The sequence below is a fragment of the Streptomyces sp. NPDC046557 genome, from assembly GCF_040645975.1.
GTDB lineage: Bacteria > Actinomycetota > Actinomycetes > Streptomycetales > Streptomycetaceae > Streptomyces.
In genome coordinates this window covers 50,593-75,468 of record NZ_JBEYZH010000027.1, presented here as the reverse complement: position 1 = coordinate 75,468, position 24,876 = coordinate 50,593, and the positions used below count along the sequence as shown (strand labels likewise).

Genomic DNA, 24,876 nt, shown 5'->3' with positions numbered 1-24,876 from the left:
CCGCTACGAGCGCAAGGCCGAACACTTCCTGGCCTTCACAGCCATCGCCTGCACCCTCATTTGCTACCGCCGACTCGCCAAATGAGACGACGTCTTATGGCACGCGAATGGCGCGCGGGCTCGGGAAGGTCTAGACAACAAACAAGCCCCAGGTCTGTGACCTGGGGCTTTGTTGTGGAGCGGATGACGGGAATCGAACCCGCGCTCTGAGCTTGGGAATCACCCGGCACTTGACCCCGGCCATGGTGCCTGACCTGCGGAAATGTCAACCGGTGGCCCTGTTCTGACTGCCTCGGCGAACCCCTTGTTGGCCGTTGTTTACCGCCCCTACTGGCACGTTGTGGCACGGCCCTGCCATGGAGGCACCCAGATGCGCCACGAACCAGCCAGGCACGCTCCACGGCTTGTGAAATCCCCGTTTCTTACCCGCAGTCGCCCAGGATCGGCCCCGACCCGTCGGGGGTGTACGTGGCCCACAGCATGAACAGCTCCAGCAGAATCGCCAGTATGTTGAGCATGGCGCAGACGAAGGCCAAGAGCCCCGGCCACGTGTCCCAGAGCCGCAGGCCGCAGCGGCGGCGGATCCACTGGGCGAGCAGTGCGCAGACGGCCATGGCCGCCACGCCGAGGATCGGTCCCGACCACGCGACGACGTATTCCATCTTCGGGAAGGGCATGTGCCGACAGGCCGCCTGCTGCCGGTGTACCCAGTCACTGTCGATGTCCTGGACGCGCAAGGAGGTGACCACACCGAGAACGGCCACGACCGGAACGAGCAGTGCCGTGATCACCATGCCTGGCGTGACCGTGCGGTCCTGCGCGGCGCCGGACAACGCGGCTGAGGAGGAGGTTTCCATCAGTACCAATTCGGGTGCGGTCGGACGATGTGGATGCGCTGCTCGCCGTGGTTCCTGGTGGCAACATGCTCGCGGCTGTCCAGACTCACGTTCTGGAACGAGCTGGTGTGCTGAGTCAACTTGACGTCGCCATCAGGGGTCACCGAGGTCACCACGGCAGCGTGGTAGATCTCGCCCTGCGGCTCGTCCGGGTCGGGAGCGACCTGCTCGTAGAAGATCACGTCGCCAGGGCGTGCTTCCGATCTCGCGACTTCCTCACCGCCGTTGCGCAGGAGGAAGCCATGCAGGCCTTTGGCCTGCGACCACGAACGGGAGTGGTACGCCCGCTGGTCGATCCAGTCCACCCCCAGGCCGCTCTCACGTCCCCAGGTGTTGTCCCCGCGTGGCCCCATCCAGAAGTCGAACTTCTTCTGCATCCCTCCGGCCTCAAGAGCCGACGAGGTGAAATTGGCGCAGTTGTTCTTGAACTCAAGATCGTCCAGCTTGTCCCAGTGGTCGAGCGCGTACCGCACCATCTCGACCCGGTCGATCTTGCCGTCGGGTCCGCGGAGCTCGTGCCCGACCTCGGGCGGCAGGCCCTTGAGGTCGGCAATGGTCACGGGATCGGCCCGCATGAGGTCCTTCTGCTGCTGCGGCGTCAGGCCGTCCCACCAGGCGCGGACGAGGTGCGGGTCCTTCCCGACCGGGATGTCCGCCCTGAGCAAGTCGAATTCGACATGGGACGCCTCGACCAGGATCTCGTTGTGCGCCTGCGAGGTGTCGGCGACGCCGATGGTCGTTGCCAGTCTGTCCAGTTCGGTGGAGGCCTTCGCGTCCGCCTGGGAGGCCTCGCGCAGGGCTTCCTCTATCAGCCCGTTGACCTCGGATATGTGTCCCAGTTCCTTGGTGTAGGCGTCGCGCACGTTCTGCGGGACGTTCGGGCCGACTGGGGCGGCGCCCGTGTACGCACCCTCAGCGCGGCCGTCCTGGATGCTCAGCCCGTGCTCGCTCGCCAGCTCGACCGCGTGGAAAAGGGTGCGCTGGGCGAAGCCCATGGAATGGGCCAGCGCGTCGAGGACCATGGCCACGCCCTTCATGATGTCGCCGCCGGACTCCAGACGGTTGGCGAGGTCCTCCAGGCGCTTGCCGGCCGTCTTGCCGGTGGCGTCCGCCCAGTGGTCGTCGAGCGGCTTCTTGCCCTGCGCGCGGATGTCCTCGCAGGCGGAAGAGGAGCGCCGGGCGAGGTCGACCCAGTCGTCCGCAGCCTTCTGCCACTGGTGCACGCGGCAGTCGTACAGGTCGTGATACGCGACCACGGGTCAGTTCCTCCCGAAATCGGCGAGGCCGTGCTGGAGCCTGCTGAAGGCGTCCTTCGCCTGGGCGTCCGTGGTGTCGTAGGCGTTGGCCGTGGTGTGGAGGTTGTCGGCCATGGTGTTCATCTGCTTACCCCAGGTCGACCATGTGGTCCTCCCAGGCGGTCGCGCACCGCTTCAACGCCGCGGCGGAGGCCCAGCCGTGGTGGCCGTCGGCTGCCGTGTCGCTCGAATCGAGTGACTTGCGAAGGTTATCCAGTGCCCCTTCGGCGACCGTGCGGGCGCCCCCTGCACTTTGCCGCACATAGTTCGTCTTGATGTCTACGTCCACGAAATCCCCCTTAGCGGCTTGAGGGACACCCTAATCTCGATCGCGCGTGCGGATTCGTCGGTATCGCGATGGAACCTCCCGGTTCTCCGAGGCGGGAGGTTTGCGCAGGTAGGAGGCCGACGGCCCGACTGCCCCATCAAGCGGTGGTCGTAGCAGCGAACGATCACGAGCTCGGTGGCACCCGTCCCGGTCTTTGCGGCCGGCCGCCGGATTCGGATCTCGTTGCCATCGATGATGCCGGCTCCTCTGGGGGTCGGCTCACAGAATCTGACGCCCCGTTACGGCAGTTATGGCACGCGGAGGGCACTGCGGGGCTGGAGAGGTCTAGCCTCGCGCTTTCACGAGCAGGACTGTCCGAGGATTGACCAAAAGAGCGAAGAGTGCCTCTGACCTGGGACGATGGGACTTGTCTAGGGTCCTGGTCGTCATCAAGAAAGCTGCACTCCTCAGGTGAAGAAGCGTAGCGGGTCGTACCCGCATGTCCGCGTTGAGGGCCATGGCCGCGGGGTGGTCTCACAGTCCGGCGCCGTCCTGTTGGTCGAGACCGCCCGTAAGGCCGGGCTGGACGCGGCACTGTCGACGGCTCTGCCGCCGTGGCGCAAGGCACGCGCGGTCCATGATCCCGGCAAGATCCTGCTGGACGTCGCGCTCGCCGTGGCGCTGGGCGGGGACTGCCTGGCCGATGGGGCGATGCTGCGGGCCGAGCCCGCCGTGTTCGGGCCGGTAGCCTCCGATCCAACCGTCTCCCGACTGGTCGACACCGTTGCCGCAGCCGGGCCCCGTGCACTGGCCGCCATCCGGCGGCGCGGGCCGAAGTCCGCGAACACATCTGGGTTGGCCAACAAGGCGGCCCCAACCGCGGGCGAGATCGCGCTCGACCTGCTGGCCTGGATGCCCATGCTCGCCCTGACCGGGCCCGCCCGGCGATGGGAGCCCAAGCGCCTGCGGCTGCGGCTTTTCTCCGCCGCCGCCCAGCTCGTCACCACCGGCCGCCGCCGCTGCCTCCGCCTCGCCCGCCATTGGCCCTGGACCGACGTGGTCACCAGCGCGTTCGAGCGACTACTAGCCCTGCCGCACCCCGGCTGACCGGCGACAACGACCTGTCCCGACGAGAACCCACCGCCCCCGGAGCCGTGGAACCCGGCGCCCACCCGACGCGACAGCCGGGCCACCAGCCTGCCCGCAATCAGAAATCTCCGCTCTGAACAACCAGAGAGGGTCCGTCAGCAAGCTGACGGACCCTCATGCAAGATCGAGGTTAATGTTGCTCGGACGGCTGGTATGGCTTTTGACCTGCGGATATGGCCGTACGCGAAGCCGCTTGTGGGCGTCCGCCAGTGCCCCTCTTCACCGTTGTTCACCGCTCCGAAGGGCACGGCTGGGGCACGGCCCCACCCGCATCTTGGGCTGAAGCGCTGCCACCCGTGTTTCCCTCCGCCTCAGCCGGGAGGCTGGAGGCGGCTCAGAAGCTGCGTTGCACGGGCAAGCAGGGGCGTGGGCGGCTCCCACGCTTTGGCGGGTGGAGCGGTCAGCCGGCCGAACTCGCTGGCGACCCGCATTAAGGGGCCAGCTGTTCCAGTTCCCGCGCCAGCAGAAGGCAACTCTCGACGAAGTCACGTGCTGCGGCAGGTCCGACGTCGGCGGCGAGTTGGCCGTGTACGGCCTGGTTACGGAGGTCGCGGAGACGTCCGTACAGGCTGAGCCCGTCGGGGGAGACCCCCAGGGCCTGGAACATGTTCCGCCGGTCGATCCAGCGTGGCGCCATCCCCCGATGAACGGGCTCGGGCATGAGTTCCGGATACCTGTTGATCAGTGCCCCAAAAACGCGTTCCAATTCGTTCCAAGCGGACACGATCGCGCCGATCGGCGACGCATCCGCCATATGCCTGGCCTCCCTGAAGCGTCTGGGGTTCACGATGCTGCAGGACACGCCCTCACGTCCGTGTCCTGCGTCGTCGCTCTCTGGCTCAGCGCTCTCTGTTGGAGCGGTGGTCCCCGTCAGCTCCTCGGCCTCGTCTAGAGCATCACGGGCGGCGGCGGCGAACTCGATCGAGCCCGCTGGCGTTTCGACGTGGCTCATGCGCTTGAGTGCCTCGGTCAGCTGGTGACGCAGCACCCACACACAACCGACGGTGACGCCTGGCCACACCAAGGCCTGTACGTACTTCAGGACGAGTTCTGCGATTTCCACCGATCCATGATCCATTGCCGATGTCCAGTGGACCCCGCATCGTGGATATTTGTAACGGAGGTGAGATCTGGCACTCGACTCAGCAGTTCAGGGCTGCCGTGAACGGCTGTCGGCTCGACCAGCGGCGCCGGCTGTCATACGTGCGCGAGGTTGGCCCGGCGCTCTGCGGCGAGCTTGCGGTGAAAGATCAGCAACCACGGCGGCGGCTCGTGGAACACGGCAGCCAGGTCCCCGATCGTCGGCACTTCGAGGTCGTTCTTCTGCATCGTGGTGAACGCGGTCTGCAGGAGCTTGGCCACACGGCCGGGCTTGAGGGGTGTGGCCGCTGGCTCTCTCAGTGCTTGCGCCGCTTTGGGTGAGATCAACATGTCCGGGTGGGGCGGAAGCCACTGGTGCTGCGTGACTCGGGGGCGAGGGACATCCGTGATGGGCGGTGTTGGTCCTGGTTGGTGGGGGGCGAGCAAGGGTGTGCTGGCCGGGGCCGTGGGCTGCCCTGTCTGCCAGGCGTAATTGGCGGCACGCTCACGTGCTCGCTGGCCGTGGAAGTCACAGAGCCACCTCGGAGGGTTGGCGAATACGCGGCCCAGATCTTCCACGGTGTCGACCTGAAGTCCGTTGCGGTCGAGATTCCCTTCGCCCACTTGGAGCGCTTGCGAGACCTGGAGCCGCGTAAGCGCCGTGCTTGGTGGACAAGACAGCAATTCGGTTGCGCGCTTGCTCATCAGCAAAGGTGAGCGCCAGGTGTGTCCGTCCCAGACGGAATCGGCTGGGGAGGGGGAACCCGTAGGACCCGAGTCGGGCGCCGTGTCCGCCAGCGTAGGAGAGGGATACGCCGTTGTTACCCGCACTGAGGGGGTCTCCGTGCGGGCCGGCTGCTCGGGCTGGGCGACCGTTCCCTGCGTGGTGCTCCGGTGCTGTTCCGCATAGGCGACAAGCTTGGCGACGGCAGTGGCTGGCACGTTCGCCCAGCGTGGCTGCGGCCGGTGGTTGGGGCGTGCTTTGGCGTCCTCGTAACGCAGGGGTACCCGCCAACCTTGATCACGCGCCGTTGCTGCGGTCGCCCGGGCTGCGGCGTCGGAGACGTCGCCCGCGCTGAGCAGAAGGTCCAGAAGGCGTGCTTGCGGTGTCTCTTCGACAGCCTCGCACCGGGCGCAGATCCTCCAGACGCGGCCTCGGATGTCGAGTTCCGTCGAACCTGGATCCGCCTTGCCGCAGCAGTAGGCACACCCCCACGGTTCGCTGCTTCCCACGGTGGGACGCACCACCCGGGGCAGGGAGGGCACTGCCGGCAGGTCAGTGAGCAGCCCCTGCAGCACGTCGAATCCGTTTGGGAACTGCTTGAGGGAGGGCGCCAGGGCAGGTGCGGGGACGCTCGCCCGCTTTACAGCGGGGCCGTAGACGGGCAGACCGACTTGCCCTCGAAGCTTGTCCAGACGTGCAGAGTCGGCGACAGGGTAGTCCCGAATCGTGCCGTAAACCTGCGGGCGCTGTTCGGCCTCGCACAGCGCGTCAACAGCCTCTGCGACACAGGCGCGGGACAACAAATTCTTCCGCGAGGAGGCTTCGAGCATAGGCAGCATGGCCCGCATACGATCCCCGCGGAGAACTTTCACGGCGTCGATGGTGAGGATCTCGGGGGTCTCGGCGGACATGTCGATGCCGACCTCGGCCATGGCCTCGACCGCGGCGACATCGGCCGCGCCGAGTTGCGTCATGTACTTCCAGCAGTCCCGGGCCTCCGCAACCGCCGGCCGAGCGAGCCAGGAACACTGTCGGCCGTGCCCGCGGCTCAGCAGGCAGCCTGGCACTCCCCAGCAGATAATTGATCACGTGTCCAGATCATCAGTCGGCACGTCGACGCCTCTCGGCCGTCGTGAGCCAGTCGCGGTTCGCCCGTTCGCCGAGGGCGACTCCGTTGCGGATCTGACGCGCTTGCTTCACCGTGCCTATTCCGATCACGCTGCGGAAGGCCGGGTCTTCTTCGCCTCATATCAGTCGGTGCAGGACACGGCCTACCGACTTGGCCGGGGCGAGTGCTGGGTGGCTCTGCAGGGGGACGAGCTGGTGGGCACGGTGACGGTGGCAGCTCCGTACGTGGCCCCGGAGGGGTACCCGGCGCCGACTGGCGCTGGGTCTTTCTGGCAGCTGGCGGTGGATCCGTCTCAGCGGGGCACTGGGCTGGGGCAGCGGCTTCTGTTGCTTGCTGAAGCGCGGGTTGCCGAGCACGGCGCTGAGCAGGTCGTCATTGACACGTCGTCCCAGGCGGCTGACCTCGTCGGCTGGTACCGCCGGTGGGGATACGTGCCGGTGGGTACGTGGCGGTGGGACGTGACCAACTACGACAGCGTGGTCCTCGTGAAGGACCTGGCGACGCGCTGATCGTGATGGCGGGAGGCACGCTGCAGGCGGCGGCCCCGGCTGAGGCGCTCGCTTGCCGTATGCCTCCCGCGCATGGGGTGCCTATTGGCCGAGTGCGAGGGTCGCCTCCTGGACCGCGATGCTGAGGGCCTCGTCGAGGGCTTCGACGCGGCGGCCGCCGGCATTGGCGACGGGGCCGGTGCCGCCGGCTCCGCCGCCGACGGTGCGGGCGGCCGAGGCGAGGATGTGGCTGGCCTGGGTTCCGGAGCCGAGGACGCCGGGGGTGATGGCGGCGACGAGCAGGGCCTTGCCGTCGTGCTCGGTGCCGAGGACGACCACCGCGCGGTCGCGGCTGAGGCGGTCGGCGGTGCTGGTGGCGAGGCTGCGCAGGTCGCTCGCGCCGAATCCTGAAACCCGCTGCGAGACGATTCGGCCCCCGGGCACCTGGCGGGAGGAACCGACGAGCTGCTCTGCCTGGCTCCGCAGGTCGGCCTCGCGTCGGCGGAAGAGCTGCTTCTCCGCGGCGGCCAAGGAGCCCAGCCGCTTGTGGAGGGTCTCCACAGCCTGCTTCGGGCGGGTACCGAGGAGGGAAGAGACCTCTTCGAGGATGCGGCGCTCGACGTCGTGGTGGCGCAGGGTGCCGTGGCCGGTCACGGCCTCGATGCGGCGGAGGTTGGAGCCGATCGAGCCTTCGCTGATCAGGCGGAAGGCGCCGACCTGGGAGCCGTGGGTGACGTGGGTGCCGCCGCACAGCTCGCGGGAGAAGTCGCCGATGTCGACGATGCGGACGGTGTCGCCGTACTTCTCGCCGAACAGGGCGATGGCGCCGGCGGCCTCGGCTTCGGCGCGGTCGGCGTGCCAGGCACGGACGGCCGGGTCGTCGAGGACGTGGCCGTTGACGGCGGCCTCGATCCGGGCGAGCTGCTCGGGAGCGACGGCTGAGAAGTGGGCGAAGTCGAAGCGCAGGCGGTCGGATTCGACGAGGGAGCCCTGCTGGCGGGCGTGGTCGCCGAGCGTGGCGCGGACGACGGCGTGCAGGATGTGGGTGGCCGAGTGCGAGCGCCTGAGGCCCTTGCGGCGGTCGGCATCGACAGCGGCTTCGCCCCTTGCCCCGGTGCGGAGCTCGCCTACGAGGACTCGGGCGCTGTGGATACGGAAGCCCTCCAGGCCGTACCGGGTGTCCGTGATCCGCAGCAGGGTGCCGTCGTCGGTGCGCAGGGTGCCTGTGTCGCCGACCTGGCCGCCGGCTTGGGCGTAGAACGGCGAGCGGTCGAGGACGAACTCGATCTCGGAGCCCTCGGGGGCGCTGGTGGCGACGGCACCGCCGGAGATCAGGCCGAGCACGGTGACCTCGGCGGTGAGGTGCTCGTAGCCGAGGAAGTCGGTGCGCGGCAGGTGGGAGGACAGCTCCCGGTAGGTGTCTTGACGGCGCAGGGCGTCGGCGGTCTTGGCCTTGCCACCGGTCTTGGCGCGCTTCCTCTGCTCGTCCAGCAGCGTGGCGAAGCGGTCCTCGTCGACGGTCAGGCCGGCGTCCTGGGCGGCCTCGACGGTCAGCTCCAAGGGGAAGCCGTAGGTGTCGGCGAGCTCGAAGGCGGTCTCGCCCGGCAGTGAGCCGGAGCGGCCCTCCCGGGTGCGGGTGATCGCGGCGTTCAGCAGCCGGGTGCCCTGCGCGAGGGTACGGCTGAAGGACTCCTCCTCGGCTGTGACGACCTGCTCGATGAGGTTGGCCTGGTCGGTGAGCTCCGGCCAGACGTCGCCGAGGTTGGCGATCACGCCGGCGGTGGCGGAGGACAGGACGGGCTGGTCGATGCCCAGCAGGCGGGCGTGGCGGATGGCCCGGCGCATGAGGCGGCGCAGGACGTACCCGCGGCCGTCCTTGGCGGGCAGGACGCCATCGGCGATGAGGTACGCGATGGAGCGGGCGTGCTCGGTGACGACCTGGAAGGAGACCTTCTCCTCGCCGCTGCCGGGGTAGTCGCGGCCGGCGAGTTCTTGGACGGTGTTCAGGGTGGGCATGAGCAGGTCGGTGGTGCAGACGTTCTCGACGTCCTGGAGGATCGCGGCGAGGCGGTCGAGGCCGAGGCCGGTGTCGATGCTCTGCTGGGCGAGTGCGCCGAGGATCGGGAAGTTGCCCTTCTTGTCGCCCTCGCCGCGCTGGTACTGCATGAAGACGAGGTTCCAGATCTCGACGTAGCGCTCGCCGTCGACAGCCGGTCCGCCTTCGCGGCCGAAGGCCGGCCCGCGGTCGTAGTTGACCTCTGAGCAGGGGCCGCAAGGTCCGGGGACGCCCATGGACCAGTAGTTGTCCTCCATGCCCAGGCGCTGGATGCGTTCTGCGGGGACGCCGATCTTGCGCCAGAGCTGCTCGGCCTCGTCGTCGTCCTCGTAGACGGTGATCCAGAGCCGGTCCTTCTCCAGGTTGTAGCCCTGGGTGAGGAGTTCCCAGGCGTAGGCGATGGCGTCGGCCTTGAAGTAGTCGCCGAAGGAGAAGTTGCCCATCATCTCGAAGAACGTGGCGTGCCGGTTGGTGCGGCCGACGTTGTCGATGTCGGAGGTGCGGGCGCACTTCTGGATGGTGGTGGCGCGGCGGTACTCCGGGCTGACCTCGCCCAGGAAGTAGGGCTTGAACTGGTTCATGCCGGCGTTGGCCAGCAGCAGGGTCGGGTCGGAGGGGATGAGCGGGCTGGACGGGACCTGGCGGTGGCCGCGGGAGGTGAAGTAGTCCAGGAATGTGGAGCGGATCTGCGTCGAGCGCATGGTGGTGTGGCCCTCACGGAAGAGTCGTGGAGAGGTGGGGGTTGATCACACGCCGAGCCGGGCCGAGAACAGGGACTGAGAGGTTCTCAGTTCTCCAGCTCGACGCAGATAGCTCGCGCCCCCACGGTGTAGACCATGACTCCTGATCCGTTGCTCACATGTGGTGCAGCAGCCCACATGGACGCGATCGTCCTGTGCGCGCTGCACCACCCAGAGTAGCGGGTCAGGGGTCAAGATCGCTTGGTGTTCTGGTGGGAAGGCTCTGCTCCGGCCAGAAGGAGGAGCAGTACGTCGGCGAGCGCTGCCGCGTGCGGCAGGACGAGGTGGGCGCCGGCCCGGGTGAGGGCGTCGGGACCGGCGAAGCCCCAGCCCGCCCCGACGGCTCGTACGCCTGCCGCGCGGGCGGCGTGGACGTCGACGTCCGTGTCACCGACGAACACGGCGTCCTTCGGTGCGACGTCGAGCTGCCGCAGGGCGAGGAGCAGTCCATCGGGCGCGGGCTTGGGGGCCGCGTCCTCGAAGCAGATGACGGCGTCGATCAGGTCGAGGATGTCCGGCGGTAGCAGCCAGCCGACCCTGCGGCGGCTTCGCAGGGTCACGATGCCCGTGGCGACACCTGCGGCCCTGAGGGCGGTGAGGGTTTCGCCTACGAAGGGGAAGACCTCGGTTCCGAGGCTTGCCGTCGCGGTGGCCGCGTCCCAGGCGTCGTCGTTGATCGCTCCGCTCAGTCCGAGTTCCGCCAGAACCTGCTGTCGCGGCACGGTCGCCGCGCCGGTGGGGAGGTCGGCGACGGTGACGCGGCGGTCGAGCGCGGAAGTCGCGAACCCCGCCAGGGTGGCGAGTTGGGCGGCATGGCTGTCGAGGAGGGCCCCGTCGAGGTCGAAGAGGACGGCCCGCTTCATGCGGCAGCACCATCTTGAGAAGGCGGCAGGTCGGCCTCGGTGAGCAGGGAGTGCAGGGTGACGCGGTGCTCGGCCAGCAGCATGCGGCCTCCGAGCGGGCGCTCCAGTACGCACAGCGCGTCGGTGACCGGCGCCCCGGCGATCCGCAGGGTGCGGGCCATCTTCAGCAGTTGGCCGCCGGAGCGGACCACGTCGTCGATGAGGACGGTGCGGCGGCCGACGTGGGCGGCGCCCTCGATCTGCCGCCGAGATCCGTAGCCCTTGGGCCGGCGGCGCAGGAAGACGGCGGGCAGACCGGTGGCGGCGGACAGGGCGACGACGAGGGGGACGCCGCCGAGCTCGATGCCCGCCAGCAGCTGGGCGTCGGCGGGCACGAGGTCGGCCAGGACGGCGGCGGTGTCGTGCAGGAGTGTGGGGTCGGCGGCGAGCCGGTACTCGTCGAAGTAGGAGTCCAGCCGGGCGCCGTCGGCGAGCTGGAACGGGGTGGTGACGCAGGCGGTTTCGGCGAGCCGGGCGGTGAGGCCGGCCGGCGTCGTGCTGGCGGTCATGCTCCTCCGATCGGGACTGTGTCGAGCGTGGCGAGGCAGGCGCGGAAGGCGTCGGCGGATTCGACGGCGGTGAGAAAGCCGAGGGGCCGCGTCCGAGTCTCGTACAGCCACTTCTCCTGCCGGAGGAACTCGAGCAGGCGAAGGGCGGCCGACCCGGCCAGGAAGATCGGTACGGGACGGACGGTGGTCGCGTAGTACAGGGCGGCGGTCAGCTCGTGCAGGGTGCCGACGCCACCGCCCATCGCGACGATCAGATCGGCGTGTCGCAGGTAGTGATTGAGCCGCGCGCCGAGGTCGTACAGGTGGACCGAGCTGGTGGCATGCGGGTTGAACGGTCCCCACTCATCGTGCTTTCCGATCAGGGTGACCGCGGTGACCGTGGCTCCTTCGGAGCTCGCTCCGCGGGCGGCGGCCTCCATCAGGCCGTTGTAGCCGCCATGCAGGAGCGAGTACCCGGCCTGGGCCACGGCCCGGCCGATCTCCTCGGCCAGCCGCTCCTCCTCGGCGGAGGCGGGGACGACGCCACCGAAGAACACGGCGGTCAGGCCCTCGCGGGCCCAGCTGGTGGCCGGGCCCGCGAGGTGCAGTGCGTTCACACCAGCTCCTGGTAGGTGCGGTAGGCGGCGATGGAGTTGCCCAGCCCGTCGAGAGCCTCGGGGCAAGCCCGCTCGACCAGCGCGAGCATCCGCGCGATGGCCGCGTCCACGTCGCCGGCCAGGGGGACGGCGGGGCCGCTGATCGCCGCGTCCAGGTCGCCCAGGCAGGCCCGGCCGATCGGGGTGACGGCGATCTCCTCGCGCAGCTGGTACCAGCCCCAGAACCGGGACGCCGGGGCCAGGGCGGCCTTGATGAGGTCCTTCGTCGCGGTGTGGAGCCGGTGCCACTCCGAGTACGCGACGAATCGCTGGCCCCGCTTGATGCGCTTGTGCAGCAGTACGGCCAGCACCAAGTGTTCGATCAACAGCTCGGCGCACGTGCGCGGCCGGGCGAGGAACTCCGCGGCGAACCGCTCGGCCGCCAGGACCGCCTCGGGGCCGACGGGGGCCGGCTCCCTGTCGAGGATCGAGGCGGTGGCGACCGTCGCCCGCAGGCGCGGGATGCGCGTGGCGGGCACGAGGTAGAGGTCGATCTGGTGCAGCCTGCCGTCGTCCGGGACGAGGAAGACCATCCCGACGCCGCCGAGGTCGGCGACGATCGTGTCGCGCCAGCCGGGCAGCAGGGCGCCGGCCTCGATGGACATCAGGTCGTCCAGGGCCCTCACGAAGGCGGGCAGCTGGGCGTCGTGGACACCGACAACGAAGTCGACGTCGGAGAGGCGGTCGGCGGTGCCGTGGGCCAGCGAACCGCGGACCATCAGGTGGGTGACGGCCTGCGAGGTGGCCAGGATGTCGGCGAGGCTCGACAGGAGCGGCAGCTGGGCCGGCCGGTTGGCCTGGGTGAGCTCGGCCAGGTGCAGGGTGGGCATGCGCGTCCTCCGTTCGGATTGCGGCGGATTGGACTTGCGGGTGATCAGGCTGTGAGGGCGAGGAGCCGGCGCTTGGCCGAGGCCCAGCGCGTGGCGGCCTCTTCGTCACCGAGCGAGGTGTGGAGCTCGGCGATCAGGTCGTAGACCGCGCCTTCCGGCAGGGCGTAGGTGTAGAAGAGCCGCAGCAGCATGCGCTCGGCCGCCTCCGTGTAGCCCAGGTCGGCCATGGCGCGGGCGGCCTGCAGCCGCTCGGCGGTGATTGTCTCGTTGATCGCGGGGAGCGGCTCGGCGGCGGTCGGGTGGAGCGAGGGGTGCCGGGCCAGGCGCCGGTAGGCGTCGTCGGCGTACACGTCGGCGATCAGATGGATCCGGTCGGGGCCGAGCAGGTTGCAGACCCCGTGGGCGTACGTCGGCGTCAGCCGCCAGATCCGGCCGCCGGTCATGTGGACCTTGGTGCCGCCGGTGACCAGGTACGCCGAGGAGTTGGTGTGCAGCGGGAGGTGCAGCCGGTGTCGCTCCACCTGGTCGAGCTCGTCGTAGTCGCGGTGCTCCCACAGGAAGGCGTTGGGCTCCAGCCGGGCGAGTCGCACCCACATGTAGTTCAGGCCCAGCTCGGCCAGCAGCGCGGCGGTGTCCGGCATCTGCGCCAGCAGGTCCGTCGGCCTGGCCGCGCAGTCGCCGATCGTCACGTCGGCGGCGTCGCCGGAGGCGTTCATCAGCGAGGTCGTCCACCAGCCCCCCGACTGGTAGGCGCCGTACTCCGCCTTCCAGGGCGCCTGGGCCGTCAGGGCCTCGTGGCGCATCCGCTCCAACTGGGCGGAGTCCACGGCGTCCAGCTGGGCGATCTGCCCTGCCAGAGCGGTCAGAGTTTCCATCGGTTCCCTCCAGTTCCTGGTCCGCCGAGCAGCGGACAGGTGTGCGCGTGGTGCTGGATGGGGTGATCGGGCCGGGCTGCTGACCCAGCCGCCGATCTCACGCTTCGCGGTCAAGGCAACACGCAAAGCGAAGTGCGTTCAGCATGGGGGCGGGTGCCGAGGCATGGATACGACGTCGCCGCCGTCTTGGAGCCGCCCTCGTCGAGGGCCGGACGCGCCGGAGGATGACGTCATACGTCATGACTGCCGTCATGGCTGCCGTCATCTGAGCCGCCAAGCCGTCGAACGGGTTTCCCGCTGATCGGCCGTGGCTATCGTCAGACCAGGCGAACGGGGACGGAGAGGATCTGCGGTGGCTGAAACTCCCACGCTCTTACGGGTCTTGACGCTGCAGCGGCACTGGCAGGTGTACGAGACCTTCCGCCTCCGGTTCGAAGCGACCGCCAACACGGTTGCGGAGGAGCAGAACGACCGCCGGCTTCAGGGCTTGTCGGTCTCCAAGCGGCAGTTCGAGCGCTGGTACGGCGGTGCGGTCAAGACCCGCCCCTATCCGGACCAGTGCCGAGTGCTGGAGGCGATGTTCGGCGTCAGCGTCGATCGTCTACTCGCTCCCGCGCCTGCGGTCGATACCCCGATCGTCGTCCCACCGCCACGGCCAGTTCCTGTCCTTCTCACCTCCGAGCGGGCAGCGGCACTGCCTGCTGGTGGCCCGTTCAGCAGCGAGTCCCGCCTCGACGCGGGCACCACGGAATTGGAAAGGCAGGTCGCGATGGCGGCTCGTCGTGCGCTCAGGTTCACCGCCCTCGCGGAGGGCAGCAGCATCGGCCCGGAGACCCTGGGCCAGATCCATGACGAAGTGCGACGGCTCACCGTCGCCTACCCGCGGCTGGCGTTGCCGACCTTGCTCGGCGACCTGGTCGAGGTACAGGACCTCACCTTCCGGCTCCTCGAGCACGGCCGGGTCAAGCCCCTGCAGGCCCGCGATCTCTATCTGCTCGCCGGCATCACCTCCGGCATGCTCGCCAAAGCCAGCCACGACCTGGGCAACCCCAGTGCCGCGATGATGCAGGCCCGCACCGCCTTCGTCTGCGCCGACAACGCCGACCATCACGCCATGCGCGCCTGGGTCCGTTCCCTGCAGTCGCTCATCTCCTACTGGGCCGGGCGCCCGTCCGAGGCCGCCGACTACGCCACCCTCGGCCTCGGTGCGGCAGGCAACGTCCGCGGCACCACAAGCGTCTGGCTGGCCTGTCTCTCCGCTCGCGCCCACGCCCTCGTCGGCGACGGCGAGGCCACGCGCACCGCCATCCAGCAGGCCGAGGAAGCCCGCGCGGCCGCCGAACCCGACGACCTCGACGCCTTCGGCGGCATCATGACGTTCCCGGTGCCCCGACAGCTGTACTACGTCGCCGAGGCCACCGTGCACCTCGGGGAGGACCCCGCACTCGGCGAGAGCCAGTCCGAGGCCGCCGTCGCCGCGTACCGCACCGCCACGGAGGACGAATGGGCCTTCGGCGACGAGGCCGGCGCACAGACCGACCTCGCCCTCGCCCGCATCGCCCGCGGCGAGATCGAGGGCGCGATCGAAGCCGTCCAGCCGGTACTCGACCTCCCCATCGAGCAGCGCAACTTCGGCATCACCAGCAGCGCCCAGCGGGTACACGCCGCACTCCAGGCTGAAGGCAGGCGCAACCGAGGCGCGGCGGCGGCCGGCCTCCGCGAGGAGATCGAAGCCTTCACGGCCACCCCGACGTCCGTCCTCGTCCGGTGACCCCGCCGGTAGGCTCCGCAGCCATGACCCCAGTCCACCTGGCCGGCCCCCGCCTGGCGCTGCGCGAAGTCGAACCCGAGGACGCCGCCGACCTCCTGGCCATCTACGGCGACCCCGAGGCCACCCGGCACCTCAGCTTCGAGCCCCGCACTGCCGACCAGGTCCAGGCGATCGTCGACCGGTCCATCGCCTCCGCGGAGGACACTCCCCGGACCGAGTACTGCCTGGCCATCACCCCGCACGGTGAACATCGGCTGATCGGCTACGCCCGCCTGGCGACGGAACCGCAGCAGGCGGCCACCATCGGCTTCGCCCTGAACCCGTCCGAGTGGGGCAAGGGCCTTGGCACGGAGACCGTCCACCTGCTGTGCGCGCTCGGTTTCAAGGTGCTCGGCCTGCACCGCATATGGGCGGCACGCTCGCCGCTGAACGAGTCTTCCGCGCGTACCCTCCTGCGAGCCGGCATGACCGAGGACGGGCGCATCCGCGACCACGTCTTCGTCCACGGAGCCTGGCGGGACTCGATCACCTACTCGATCCTGGAGCACGAGTGGACACCGATCGGCACCTTCGACCTGAGCGCTGACGACGGAGCCCCGGCGGGTATGCCCCTGCCCGCGGCTGACAGCGGACAGGACAGGTGAGCTGGTGCTGACCGAGCAAGGCTTACCGCACCACCTGGTAGTGCCCGGCATCGCTGAGTTCGCTCGCGGTGGCCTGCCCGAGCCGCCGACCACCGACGACGGCAACGAGTGGGTCGAAGGGGTGTGCTGGCTGTACTGCGGCCAGCAATGGACCCGCGTCCTGTGGATCGGCCCGGTCAGTGTGGCCGGAGCCCAGGCACCCATGTACGCCTGCGGCCCCTGCATCGCAGAGCTCCAGGAACGTGTCTGGTGCTCCATCCGCCGCCACGATGAACCCGCCCGCCCCGCCCACCGACCCGAGTGTGGACGGGAGGCCAGATTCGCTGTCAGGGGGCGGGGACGCCACCGACGCAGCGGCGCACCGTCTGCCTAGGCAGCCACCCGGTTCATCCCCGTCCATACTTCCTTCCCACCCATCCTGGCTGTCCTGGAGGAGTAGACGTGACGCAGCAGAACGCTGAGGAGCGCCCGGGCGTCGCCGCGGCCATCGTGGTGCACGAGGGACGCGTCCTCTTGGTGCGGCGCCGCGTAAGCGAGGGCCGGCTCTCCTGGCAGTTCCCCGCTGGCAAGGTCGAGCCTGGCGAAAGTCGGGAAGATGCAGCCGTGCGCGAGACCCAGGAGGAGACGGGTCTGATGGTGAAGCCAGTGCAGCTGCTGGGTGAGCGGGTCCACCCGGACACTGGTCGGCTGATGTCCTACATGGCCTGCGAGGTGCTCGGCGGAAACGCACACGTCGCGGATGCAGACGAGCTGGCCGAAGTCGCTTGGGTAGCCCACGCCGAGATCCCGCAGTACGTCCCGTACGGTCTGTTCGCGCCGGTACAAGAACACCTCGACGAGACCCTGAACCGTTGACGCCGAAGCCTGTTCATCATCCTCGGCTAGGACCCGACACCCACGTCCTCATCGCCGCCTTCGCAGGGAAGCAGAGCGAAATGATCGAACGAGTCCGCGCAGTGCTCGTCACCACTGACGGCACGATGCTGGTCATCCGTCGCACCAAGCCCGACGTCCCCGAGTACTGGGTGCTCCCCGGCGGCGGTGTCGAGCCGAGCGACGAATCCCGCGAGGCCGCCCTCCACAGGGAGATCCACGAGGAGATCGCCGGGAAGGCCGACATCGTCCGCCTTCTCCACACCATGGAGTCCGACTACGAGCGCCAGCTCTTCTACCTCGCCCGCATCGCGACCTGGTCCTTCGAGGACGGCACCGGCCCCGAGTTCAGCGCCGAGGGCCGCGGCGAGTACGCGCTGGAGGAGATCCCGCTGACTGTGGAAGGTCTCGACGGCATCGACCTCAAGCCCGAAGAGATCGTCCACGTCCTGCGGGGCGCCATCAGTACCGGAAGTCTCGGGGGTAAGGCAACACTCTGAGTATTCGGCACGTCAACAACCACCGGGGCCGGCACTGAGATGCGCCGGCCCCTCGTGGCGTGCCCATGCGCTGTCGGCCTGGCCCGCGCTTCCCGAGCCGGGCGGTGACCGCTACTGGACCAGCCGGAGCACCGGCCGCTGTTCCTGGACGCCCAGCAGATCCCGCACCCTCTGGCTGGTCCACGCCAGTTCATGTGCCAGCTGGGGGACAGAGAGTTCTGCTTCCTTGGCAGCGAGCTCGAAGGCCTGCCCGAGCAGCGAAGGCTGTTCACCGGGGAAGTTCGAGACCGATTCCGCTGTGAATCCGGGCTGGCCGTCGAGTGCACGTAGGCGCTGGTACGTCCTGCTGGCAGTGGCGTCGGAGATCAGCCCCAGCTCGCGGCAGCGGTAGACGAGCGAGTGGAGGGAGACTCCCCAGACTCCTCTGAGCTGGGCCAGCCGTGCAAAATCCATTCGCCGCGGCAGCAGTGGGAGGATGCTGTCCTGAGGGGTCAGGAACTCGGCTGCGAAGGCGTCGGCCTCCTTCTCCTGGCGGCTGTCACCCGTGGCATCGCCGTGCAGTACAAGGTGGCCTAGTTCATGGGCGGCCGTGAACCGGTGCCGGTAGATGTCGTCGGCTCGGTTGGCTGTCAGCACGACGAGGGGACGAGCGGCCCGGGTGGAGAAGGCGTCCACGCTCGCCGCGGAAGGATCACTGGCAGGTGGCATGACCACCACGATCCCGTGAGATTCCATCCGCCGCACAAGGTGCGTGACAGGGCCGTCGCCGAGGCCCCAGCGCCTGCGCAGTTCACGAGCGGCGGACGCGGGGTCGGTGGACAGCTCCTCGCCGGGGTGGACCTCCCCGCCTGCGAAACCGGGGAGATCGACCAGAGGCAACTGGATCCGCTGCTCCAGCGCGTACGTGAGCTCCCAGACTTGCTCGGCGAAGGCGAGCGCACGCTCTCGCTGGGACTTCGGCGTGCTGCGCAGGCTCCGGAAGTGCGCCATGGATGCGTCGAGCCGATTGGCGGGTCTTCCCAGGTGAAGCCCTTGGCCTGGATTCCCTCGGGGAAGCGGCGCGTGGACGAGTTGATGTCGTAGGGCTTCAGCTGGATCTGCAGCCGACGCGGGATCAGGCCCTTGGCGCTGTCCTCGGCCCACGGGGCCTCCTCGTCACGGTTGAGCATGGCGAGGAGCGTCCTGGTGGGCAGGGCAGCCGGATTGCCGCAGGCGGCGAAGGCGCGGCGGATGTCGACCAGCAGGCGGGTGTGCAGCGAGGTGTCCTGGTCGAGGGCCGCCTCGTGTGCCGTCATGACCCGGCAGGCAGTGCGGGCACGCTCGGGCCAGTCGCCTCCGGCCAGCTCGGCGACGATGACCAGCGGCTCCCAGGTGTCCGCGGCCCGGTCCTCCACCGGCATGGCGACGGGCATCAGCCGCATGGCTTCCTTGCCGCGCGGGCGCAGCCACGCGGCGAGCCGGTCGCGTACAGCGTGCAGGGCGGGGGTGTCGCGGAAGGCGCGGAACTCCGAGACCTTCTCGCCGTTCCTGCGGCGCCGCATCCGCATGACCACGGACCGGTCCATGATCGTGTCGGGCAGGCACCGATGCCGGCGAGGGCGGCCATCGCGAAGGTGTGGAAGCGGACCACCTCGTGGTTCGGTCCTGCGACGCGCAGTGTGTAACGGCTCTTCTGGAAGCCTGCGTTGAGTAGGCCCCGGAGCTCCTCGTTCTTCTCCGCGACCTTCGCCGAGCCGAAGATGGTGTCGACTTCGTCCACCAGCAGGGTCGGCGGATCCGATTCGCCGATCGACCGGAAGATCGCCGCTGCTGACGCGTTCACGGTGATCAGCGGGTCGTGGACCGTCTCGGTGATCACGTCCAGGAGGCGGGACTTTCCGCACCGCTTCGCAGGTCCCACCACCGCCAGGCGAGGCGCGTGCTGCCACACCCTCTGCAGGTGCGTGGCCGCCACCCACAAGGTCACCGCCGTGAGCGCCTCGGGGCTCGGCAGCACCACGTACCGCTCGATCTGCGCGGCCAGGTCGACCAGCGCCTGGTCGCCTTGCGAACGGGGACCGATCGGGGCGGAGCCGGGCTGCGAGGGTGAGGTCTGCGGCTCGACTACTGCGTCCGTCGGTGCGGTGCGGTCGGCATCAGGCTGGCCGGGGACCGCCACCGGCGGCCAGAGCGCCTTCGTGGGCGCGGCGGCAGGGTCGGGCGTGTTCGGCATCAAGGGGGCGGCTCCTTTGCCGGCGGCCGGGTTGGCGGCCACCTCTCGAGAATGGGGCGGAAAATCCGGTGAGACCGGAGTGCGTGGACAAGACAGCCACACCCCAGGGCCAGAAGTCCAGGGATAGCTCTAACACTCCTGAAAACTTTTTCGACCCCATGACCGTAGACCCGGAAACCCGGTCGGCGAAATTACCGCCTACGGTCGGTGCATCGCTCACGGCAGACAGGGAAAAGGTTCCCAAGGGTCCGTAGCAGAAGCTACAACACACCAATGCCACCGCGATCTCTTGAAATCGGACCCGCAGGCCGCGCCGCCGCCCAGGCCATAGAGCGCACTCGTGTCGCCCGCGGCTACTCCCAGCGCCAGCTCGCCGCTCGCGTCCGCGCCCTGGGCCGGCCCATGACCTTCACCGCGCTCTCGCGTCTAGAGCGCACCGTCTGCCGCTGCGATGTTGATGACCTCGTCGCCATCGCCGCCGCCCTCGGAACGCCGCCCCAGACCCTCCTCGGGAACCCGTCGGCGGCCGGAGCGGGCGAAATATAGCCGACGATCCCCGGTTTCCCAAACCGGGGATTCTCCAGACCATTGGTGTTCCCGGTGCACCTGCCCGGTCCGTTCCCTGCCCCACGTCTGTCCATTTCCTGAGAGGAAACTCTTGCACCGTTCGCTGATAACCCCTGCCCGGAAAACCGTGCCCGCCGGTCGGGTAGGAGAGAAGGGTGGAAAGGAAATCGCAGGGAAGCCTCGCACCGCAAAGGAGGTGAATTCCGGCGATCGCCTGCTCACGGTAGACGAAGCGGCAGAACGCCTCGGCACTGGCGTCCGCTTCATCCGGCGGCTGATCCAAGAACGCCGGATCCGTTACGTCAAGCTCGGCAAGCACGTCCGCATCGCCGCGAGCGTGCTGGCCGCGTACATCGACGCGAGTACCGTCCCCACCCTCCCCGAAGCGCGCTCCCGCTTCGGGAAGGCGGCCTGATGGCGGCCCGGAAGCCGCAGCGGCGGCGTGAATTCGGCACCACCCGACAGCTCCCGTCCGGCCGTTGGCAGGCGCGCTACTGGGCGCCCGACGGCAGTCGGCGCACGGCCCCGGAGACCTTCGCGACGAAGACCGACGCGCAGGACTGGCTCACCCTCACCAAGGCGGACATCCAGCGCAATCACTGGACCGACCCCGACGTGGGCAAGGTCAACTTCGAGGCGTACGCCCTCAAGTGGGTGGATGAGCGGGGCCTCGCCGCCACCACGGACGAGCTATACCGCCGGCTCCTGCGCCTGCACGTCCTCCCCGGCTTCGGCGACCTCGACCTGGACGACATCACCCCGCAGGCCGTACGCACCTGGCGGGCCGAGCGCCTGACCGCCACCGGTGCCACGACGGTCGCCAAGTGCTACCGGCTGCTGAAGGCCATCATGGAGACGGCGGCCGACGACGAGCTGATCCGCCGCAACCCGTGCCGCATCAGGGGCGCGGGAAGCGAGCAGACCAAGGAGCGCCCGACCGCGACCGTCGCCCAGGTCGACGCCCTCGCCGAGGCCATGGGCCCGCGCTGGCGGCTGATGGTCTACTTCTGCGCCTACGGCCCGATGCGCCCGGAGGAACAGGCAGCGCTGCGCCGGACCTCGGTCACGCTGGACCCCCTCGCGGTGCGGATCACGGAGGCGGCCCCGGAGCTGAACACCGGCCGCCGCGTCGAGGGCGACGCCAAGTCCGCAGCGGGCGTCCGCACCATCCACCTCCCGGCCTTCCTCTACATGGAGGTCAAGCGGCACCTGGACTGGTTCGCGGAGAAGGAGCCCGACGGGCTGCTGTTCGTAGGGGAGAAGGGGGCGCCGTTCCGGCGCACGACCTTCGGCCGCAAGTGGGCCAAGGCCCGCACGAAGGTCGGCCTGCCCAAGGACTTCCGCTTCTACGACCTGCGCCACACGGGCCACACCCTGTCGACGCAGTCCGGCGCGACCCTCAAGGACACGATGGTCCGCGCCGGCCAGTCCTCGGAGAAGGCTGCGATGATCTACCAGCACTCCGACGACGAACGTCAGCAGGAGGTCGCCGGCGGCATCGACGCCAGGGTCCGCGCGGCCCGTGGGAAGGCGTCGGCGAAGCCGAAGCTCATACGGGAAGCGTGACGATCGTCGAGCGGGGGCAGCTAGCAGCTGCCCCCGCTGCTCCGCTGGAACCTGCTCTGTCGCCCTACCGCATGACGCAAAGAGCCGAACCGGCTCGTCCAGCACCGCCCCCGATGGTGCCCGGCTCGGTGAAGTGCATGGCCTGCCCGGATATCGCCCGCGCCTGCGAGGTCACACAGTGGTTTACCGGCCCGATCGGCGACCGACGTCCAGGCCTCGCCGTATTTTCAGTTCGGCTCTGAAGGATCCCCTTCGAGCTTGGCAGCTTTGGCGTGGTGGCCGAGCTCGCGGCAGATGACGGCAAGGAGGGCCCTGGCCTGCAGGGTCGCGGGATGGTCCGGACCGAGGGCACGCTCATGGTCGACGAGCGCCTCCTCCCCCGACTGCAGAGCCTCATCATGGCGCCCAAGGAGGTACAAGGTCGCGGCGACGTGGGTCCGCACCCGCAGGGTTTCAGGATGGCTAGACCCGAGATTGCGCTCAAAGCCACCCAAGACTGGCCCCCATGACTGCAGAGCCTTCAGGTGGTCGCCCAGTGCGTTACATGTGGCAGCAAGGTTGGCCCTTGTGCGCAGGTTGTCGGGATGGTCAGGCCCAAGAAGAGACTCGAGGCCAGCCAGCGCCTCCTCTCCTGACTGCAGAGCCTCATCATGACGTTCAAGGACGTAATACGTCGCTGCGAGGTTGGCTTTAGCACGCAGAGTCTCGGAGTGGTCAGCGCCAAGACAGTGGTCGAAGCCTGCCAGTACCTCCGTCCTCAACTGCAGCGCCTTGTCGTGGTGGCCCAGGAGGCCGTAAGTGAGGGCAAGCTGGGCTCGCACCCGGAGGGTCTCGGGATGGTCTTGCCCGAGGACACGCTCGTGGTCGGCCAGTGCCTGCTCCCCCAACTGCAGAGCGTCAGAATGACGTTCAAGAGCGTCGTACGTGGCGGCAAGGTGGGCCCGCGCGCGCAGGGTCTCGGAGTGGTCAGACCCTAGAAGGCGTTCACAGTCGACCAGCGCCGGCTGTCCTAAGCGGTGGGCCTCGTCGTAACGGCCGAGATCGCTGTAGGTGACTGCCAGGTTGATCTTGGCGCGCAATGTGTCGGGGTGGTCGGGCCCGAGGAGACGCTCATAGTCGGCCAGCACCTGCTTCTTCAGGCGGAGAGCGTCGTCGTAGCGGCCGACGTCGTTGTACGTGACGGCGAGGTTGGATCGGGTAGTCAGGGTGTCGGGGTGGTCCGGCCCAAGTACACGTTCCCGATCGGCCAACACCCGCTTCTTCAGGAGGAGGGCCTCCTCGTAACGATCAAGATTTCCGAAGGTGACGGCGAGGTTGGCTCGGGCGCTCAGGGTGTCGGGGTGGTCCGGCCCAAGTACACGTTCCCGATCGGCCAACACCCCCTTGTTCAGGACGAGGGCCTCCTCGTAGCGGCCCAGGTTTCGGTAGGTGGCGGCGAGGTTGGCTCGGGCACTCAGGGTATTGGGATGGTCAGACCCGAGAACCCGTTCGAAGCCGGCCAGCGCCCGCTTCCCTAGTTCCACGGAGGTTTCGTAGCGGCTCAGGCGGCTGTAAGCGACGGCAAGATTGGACCAGGCAAGCAGGGTATGGGGGTGATCAGGCCCCAGAATCCCCTCGGTCTGGTCCGTCACAGTCTGCCAGTGAGTGAGTGCGGGACCGACGAGGCCGTTGTCGTTCAGGCTGCTCCCGGCGCGGAAGAGAAGCGAGCGGGCTTCGCTTTGCCAGAGGTGCGACCCGGCGTATTGCCTGAGGGTGTCGCTGTTAGCGCGGAGGACGGCGCCGAGATCGTGTTGGATCTGGTCGAGGTCCGGCCAGATGTTCAGCAGCGCGTAGGCCGCACTAATGGCGAGGGCCGACTGCTGGTTGCCGGGCGTGGTTTCACGTGCGGCCCGGGCCGTAAGCGCGTGGATGCGGACTTCCTGATGTTGACTGCGGGGATCGTAAGTGACCAGGCCGTAGCGGTGCAGAACGAGCAGGGCCTCGTATGTTTCCTCCGCGGTGACGGCACCTGTGGATTCCTTTCCCCCAATGGCAGGGGAGCAGTATCGGGGAAGTTCTTCGAGGAGGGGGGCGGCAGCCCAAATGTCCGCCGGGTGGCCGGCGGGGTCGAGAAGCGCGGCCAAGAGGAGGACGGGCCGGGCGAGCCCATTCGGCGTGGCTGCTTCCGCGGCGGCTACGGAGAGCAGCAGTGCGGCAGCTACCTGCCGACCGTATCCCTCAGCGTCTGCTGATAGTGGGAGGAGGTCTTCAAGGCTTCGCGTGCTGTCTTGGAGTCGCTGGAGGTAGCTGCCGCAGGGAAGCTGCTGATTAAGGATGTAAGCAGCAGCGTGGCCAAGGGCGAGGGGTAGCCTTCCGAGGGCGTCAGCCAGCTCGTGTTCGCGTCCGTCGAGGAGATGGGCGGCGTCGTCAGCGGTGAGCCGAGTTTGCAGATAGGAGAAGGCCTCAGCAGGGGTGTAGACGTCGACGTCAACTCGGGCCCGGCCTTGCCCGGTTAAGCGGGCGTCCTTCAGTCGGGTAGTGGCCAGAACCCAGCCTGACCTTGGTCGGCCCGGCGGCCACCAGCGGGCGATCGTCGCGGGGTCAGTGATGTCGTCCAGGACGACGAGCCACGAACGCTCTGTGGTCGCCAGCCAGTCCAACAACACCTGTGCATCACGTTCTGGGTCAGCGCCGTCGGCACCCGGTGCCTGCACCAGGAGGGCAGCTCGGGCGTAGAGGGTGATGACCTGTTGGACCTCGCCAGCTGGCACCCATAGGACCAGATCGGTGCCTCCGAGAGTGGCTTCGTGAGCGTAGGCGGCGGCGAGCTGGGTCTTGCCCACCCCACCCCCACCGGACAGGACCTGCGCCAACACCGACGTGTCATTGGCCGAGCGAGCACGATCGATCGCGCTACGCAATACCGGCCGTGGCTGGAATGCCGACGCAGGCAATGGCGGGGCCCCGACTCGCATAGGCCAGGATGGCTTCTTACGGGGCGGCGGTAGGTAGATGTTCGTGGTGGCGGTGCTGTTCGGGCCGATGGCGTTTCCGGACAGATCCCGGCCAGCGGCGACCGCTCCCTGGGCTGCCAGAACCGTCACCTGCCTACTGCCTGAGGTGTCGAGGACGCGATCTTCTTCAGTCCCGCGGTTGCCACGTTCGGGCGAGGTGGAGGACTTGCGTGA

The 24,876-nt window shown here is 68.7% G+C and carries 21 protein-coding genes and 3 pseudogenes; 10 read left to right on the top strand and 14 right to left on the bottom strand.

The window, feature by feature from the left end; translation table 11 throughout:
- Positions 1-422 precede the first annotated feature (422 nt).
- From ABZ934_RS29405 to ABZ934_RS29395, 3 genes are all read right to left on the bottom strand, one after another.
- Positions 423-794, bottom strand: coding sequence for a hypothetical protein (locus ABZ934_RS29405; RefSeq protein WP_361318882.1), 372 nt, complete (start codon positions 792-794; stop codon positions 423-425).
- 62 nt (positions 795-856) lie between these two features.
- Positions 857-2,152: an amidase domain-containing protein gene (locus ABZ934_RS29400; protein ID WP_361318880.1), complete on the bottom strand. Its 1,296-nt coding sequence runs from the start codon at positions 2,150-2,152 to the stop codon at positions 857-859.
- Between the two features lie 127 nt (positions 2,153-2,279).
- Positions 2,280-2,480 carry a hypothetical protein gene (locus ABZ934_RS29395; RefSeq protein ID WP_361318878.1) on the bottom strand — a complete coding sequence of 67 codons (201 nt, stop codon included), beginning with the start codon at positions 2,478-2,480 and terminating at the stop codon, positions 2,280-2,282.
- Positions 2,481-2,930: 450 nt separating this feature from the next.
- On the opposite strand from ABZ934_RS29395, the pseudogene ABZ934_RS29390 reads away from it, so the two are divergent.
- Both ABZ934_RS29390 and ABZ934_RS29385 read left to right on the top strand, forming a co-directional pair.
- Positions 2,931-3,251: pseudogene (locus tag ABZ934_RS29390) on the top strand (transposase); the annotation flags it as partial.
- A 63-nt stretch (positions 3,252-3,314) separates the two neighbouring features.
- Positions 3,315-3,566 (top strand): transposase, encoded by a 252-nt coding sequence (locus tag ABZ934_RS29385; RefSeq protein WP_361318890.1) that lies wholly within the window; start codon positions 3,315-3,317, stop codon positions 3,564-3,566.
- A 472-nt stretch (positions 3,567-4,038) separates the two neighbouring features.
- On the opposite strand, the gene ABZ934_RS29380 is transcribed toward ABZ934_RS29385, so the two are convergent.
- Both ABZ934_RS29380 and ABZ934_RS29375 read right to left on the bottom strand, forming a co-directional pair.
- Positions 4,039-4,671, bottom strand: coding sequence for a hypothetical protein (locus ABZ934_RS29380; RefSeq protein WP_361318876.1), 633 nt, complete (start codon positions 4,669-4,671; stop codon positions 4,039-4,041).
- Positions 4,672-6,278: 1,607 nt separating this feature from the next.
- Positions 6,279-6,371: pseudogene (locus ABZ934_RS29375) on the bottom strand (phosphotyrosine protein phosphatase); the annotation flags it as partial.
- Positions 6,372-6,501: 130 nt separating this feature from the next.
- Between ABZ934_RS29375 and ABZ934_RS29370 the strand changes: the two are divergent.
- A complete protein-coding gene (locus ABZ934_RS29370; protein WP_361318874.1) occupies positions 6,502-7,050 on the top strand; it encodes a GNAT family N-acetyltransferase in 549 nt (182 codons plus the stop codon).
- Positions 7,051-7,131: 81 nt separating this feature from the next.
- Here the strand turns inward: ABZ934_RS29370 and alaS are convergent, their stop codons facing one another.
- From alaS to ABZ934_RS29340, 6 genes are all read right to left on the bottom strand, one after another.
- Positions 7,132-9,786, bottom strand: a complete 2,655-nt coding sequence (gene alaS / locus ABZ934_RS29365; RefSeq protein ID WP_361318872.1) for an alanine--tRNA ligase — start codon at positions 9,784-9,786, stop codon at positions 7,132-7,134.
- A 230-nt stretch (positions 9,787-10,016) separates the two neighbouring features.
- The gene (locus ABZ934_RS29360; protein WP_361318870.1) at positions 10,017-10,688 is read right to left on the bottom strand and encodes an HAD-IA family hydrolase; all 672 of its coding nucleotides are present in this window, start codon (positions 10,686-10,688) and stop codon (positions 10,017-10,019) included.
- Positions 10,685-11,236, bottom strand: coding sequence for an orotate phosphoribosyltransferase (locus ABZ934_RS29355; protein ID WP_361318868.1), 552 nt, complete (start codon positions 11,234-11,236; stop codon positions 10,685-10,687). The genes ABZ934_RS29360 and ABZ934_RS29355 overlap by 4 nt, the downstream gene beginning before the upstream one ends.
- Positions 11,233-11,832, bottom strand: a complete 600-nt coding sequence (locus ABZ934_RS29350) for an LOG family protein (protein ID WP_361318866.1) — start codon at positions 11,830-11,832, stop codon at positions 11,233-11,235. The genes ABZ934_RS29355 and ABZ934_RS29350 overlap by 4 nt, the downstream gene beginning before the upstream one ends.
- The gene (locus ABZ934_RS29345) at positions 11,829-12,701 is read right to left on the bottom strand and encodes a hypothetical protein (protein WP_361318864.1); all 873 of its coding nucleotides are present in this window, start codon (positions 12,699-12,701) and stop codon (positions 11,829-11,831) included. Before ABZ934_RS29345 ends, ABZ934_RS29350 begins: the two co-directional genes overlap by 4 nt.
- Positions 12,702-12,745: 44 nt before the next feature.
- On the bottom strand, positions 12,746-13,576 hold the full coding sequence (locus ABZ934_RS29340) for an aspartyl/asparaginyl beta-hydroxylase domain-containing protein (RefSeq protein WP_361318862.1): 831 nt from the start codon (positions 13,574-13,576) through the stop codon (positions 12,746-12,748).
- A gap of 352 nt (positions 13,577-13,928) precedes the next feature.
- Here ABZ934_RS29340 and ABZ934_RS29335 point away from each other — a divergent pair, with 352 nt between their 5' ends.
- The 4 genes from ABZ934_RS29335 (at position 13,929) to ABZ934_RS29320 (ending at position 17,364) form a co-directional block, all read left to right on the top strand.
- The gene (locus ABZ934_RS29335) at positions 13,929-15,347 is read left to right on the top strand and encodes a hypothetical protein (protein ID WP_361318860.1); all 1,419 of its coding nucleotides are present in this window, start codon (positions 13,929-13,931) and stop codon (positions 15,345-15,347) included.
- A 23-nt stretch (positions 15,348-15,370) separates the two neighbouring features.
- On the top strand, positions 15,371-15,991 hold the full coding sequence (locus ABZ934_RS29330; RefSeq protein ID WP_361318858.1) for a GNAT family protein: 621 nt from the start codon (positions 15,371-15,373) through the stop codon (positions 15,989-15,991).
- A gap of 441 nt (positions 15,992-16,432) precedes the next feature.
- Positions 16,433-16,846 carry an NUDIX domain-containing protein gene (locus ABZ934_RS29325; RefSeq protein ID WP_361318856.1) on the top strand — a complete coding sequence of 138 codons (414 nt, stop codon included), beginning with the start codon at positions 16,433-16,435 and terminating at the stop codon, positions 16,844-16,846.
- Positions 16,847-16,926: 80 nt separating this feature from the next.
- The gene (locus ABZ934_RS29320; protein WP_361318854.1) at positions 16,927-17,364 is read left to right on the top strand and encodes an NUDIX domain-containing protein; all 438 of its coding nucleotides are present in this window, start codon (positions 16,927-16,929) and stop codon (positions 17,362-17,364) included.
- A gap of 111 nt (positions 17,365-17,475) precedes the next feature.
- On the opposite strand, the gene ABZ934_RS29315 is transcribed toward ABZ934_RS29320, so the two are convergent.
- Entirely contained in the window at positions 17,476-18,354 is an 879-nt protein-coding gene (locus ABZ934_RS29315; RefSeq protein WP_361318852.1) for an ImmA/IrrE family metallo-endopeptidase, read from the bottom strand.
- Positions 18,355-18,389: 35 nt separating this feature from the next.
- Positions 18,390-19,579: pseudogene (locus ABZ934_RS29310) on the bottom strand (DUF3631 domain-containing protein); the annotation flags it as partial.
- Positions 19,580-19,849: 270 nt separating this feature from the next.
- Here ABZ934_RS29310 and ABZ934_RS29305 point away from each other — a divergent pair.
- From ABZ934_RS29305 to ABZ934_RS29295, 3 genes are all read left to right on the top strand, one after another.
- Complete coding sequence (locus ABZ934_RS29305; RefSeq protein WP_361318850.1) at positions 19,850-20,122, top strand: helix-turn-helix transcriptional regulator; 273 nt, start codon at positions 19,850-19,852, stop codon at positions 20,120-20,122.
- A gap of 217 nt (positions 20,123-20,339) precedes the next feature.
- Positions 20,340-20,558 carry an excisionase family DNA-binding protein gene (locus tag ABZ934_RS29300; protein WP_361318848.1) on the top strand — a complete coding sequence of 73 codons (219 nt, stop codon included), beginning with the start codon at positions 20,340-20,342 and terminating at the stop codon, positions 20,556-20,558.
- Positions 20,558-21,709, top strand: coding sequence for a tyrosine-type recombinase/integrase (locus tag ABZ934_RS29295; RefSeq protein WP_361318846.1), 1,152 nt, complete (start codon positions 20,558-20,560; stop codon positions 21,707-21,709). Before ABZ934_RS29300 ends, ABZ934_RS29295 begins: the two co-directional genes overlap by 1 nt.
- A gap of 227 nt (positions 21,710-21,936) precedes the next feature.
- Here ABZ934_RS29295 and fxsT read toward each other — a convergent pair whose 3' ends face one another.
- Positions 21,937-24,663, bottom strand: coding sequence for an FxSxx-COOH system tetratricopeptide repeat protein (fxsT, locus tag ABZ934_RS29290; RefSeq protein ID WP_361318888.1), 2,727 nt, complete (start codon positions 24,661-24,663; stop codon positions 21,937-21,939).
- Positions 24,664-24,876: the final 213 nt, after the last annotated feature.

Coding starts and splice junctions, on each gene's coding strand:
- ABZ934_RS29315 (WP_361318852.1), bottom strand. CDS start 18,354: ATGGCGCACTTCCGGAGCCTGCGCAGCACGCCGAAGTCCCAGCGAGAG.
- ABZ934_RS29355 (WP_361318868.1), bottom strand. CDS start 11,236: ATGACCGCCAGCACGACGCCGGCCGGCCTCACCGCCCGGCTCGCCGAA.
- ABZ934_RS29305 (WP_361318850.1), top strand. CDS start 19,850: ATGCCACCGCGATCTCTTGAAATCGGACCCGCAGGCCGCGCCGCCGCC.
- alaS (WP_361318872.1), bottom strand. CDS start 9,786: ATGCGCTCGACGCAGATCCGCTCCACATTCCTGGACTACTTCACCTCC.
- ABZ934_RS29405 (WP_361318882.1), bottom strand. CDS start 794: ATGGTGATCACGGCACTGCTCGTTCCGGTCGTGGCCGTTCTCGGTGTG.
- ABZ934_RS29345 (WP_361318864.1), bottom strand. CDS start 12,701: ATGCCCACCCTGCACCTGGCCGAGCTCACCCAGGCCAACCGGCCGGCC.
- ABZ934_RS29360 (WP_361318870.1), bottom strand. CDS start 10,688: ATGAAGCGGGCCGTCCTCTTCGACCTCGACGGGGCCCTCCTCGACAGC.
- ABZ934_RS29320 (WP_361318854.1), top strand. CDS start 16,927: ATGATCGAACGAGTCCGCGCAGTGCTCGTCACCACTGACGGCACGATG.
- ABZ934_RS29295 (WP_361318846.1), top strand. CDS start 20,558: ATGGCGGCCCGGAAGCCGCAGCGGCGGCGTGAATTCGGCACCACCCGA.
- ABZ934_RS29340 (WP_361318862.1), bottom strand. CDS start 13,576: ATGGAAACTCTGACCGCTCTGGCAGGGCAGATCGCCCAGCTGGACGCC.
- ABZ934_RS29330 (WP_361318858.1), top strand. CDS start 15,371: ATGACCCCAGTCCACCTGGCCGGCCCCCGCCTGGCGCTGCGCGAAGTC.
- fxsT (WP_361318888.1), bottom strand. CDS start 24,663: ATGCGAGTCGGGGCCCCGCCATTGCCTGCGTCGGCATTCCAGCCACGG.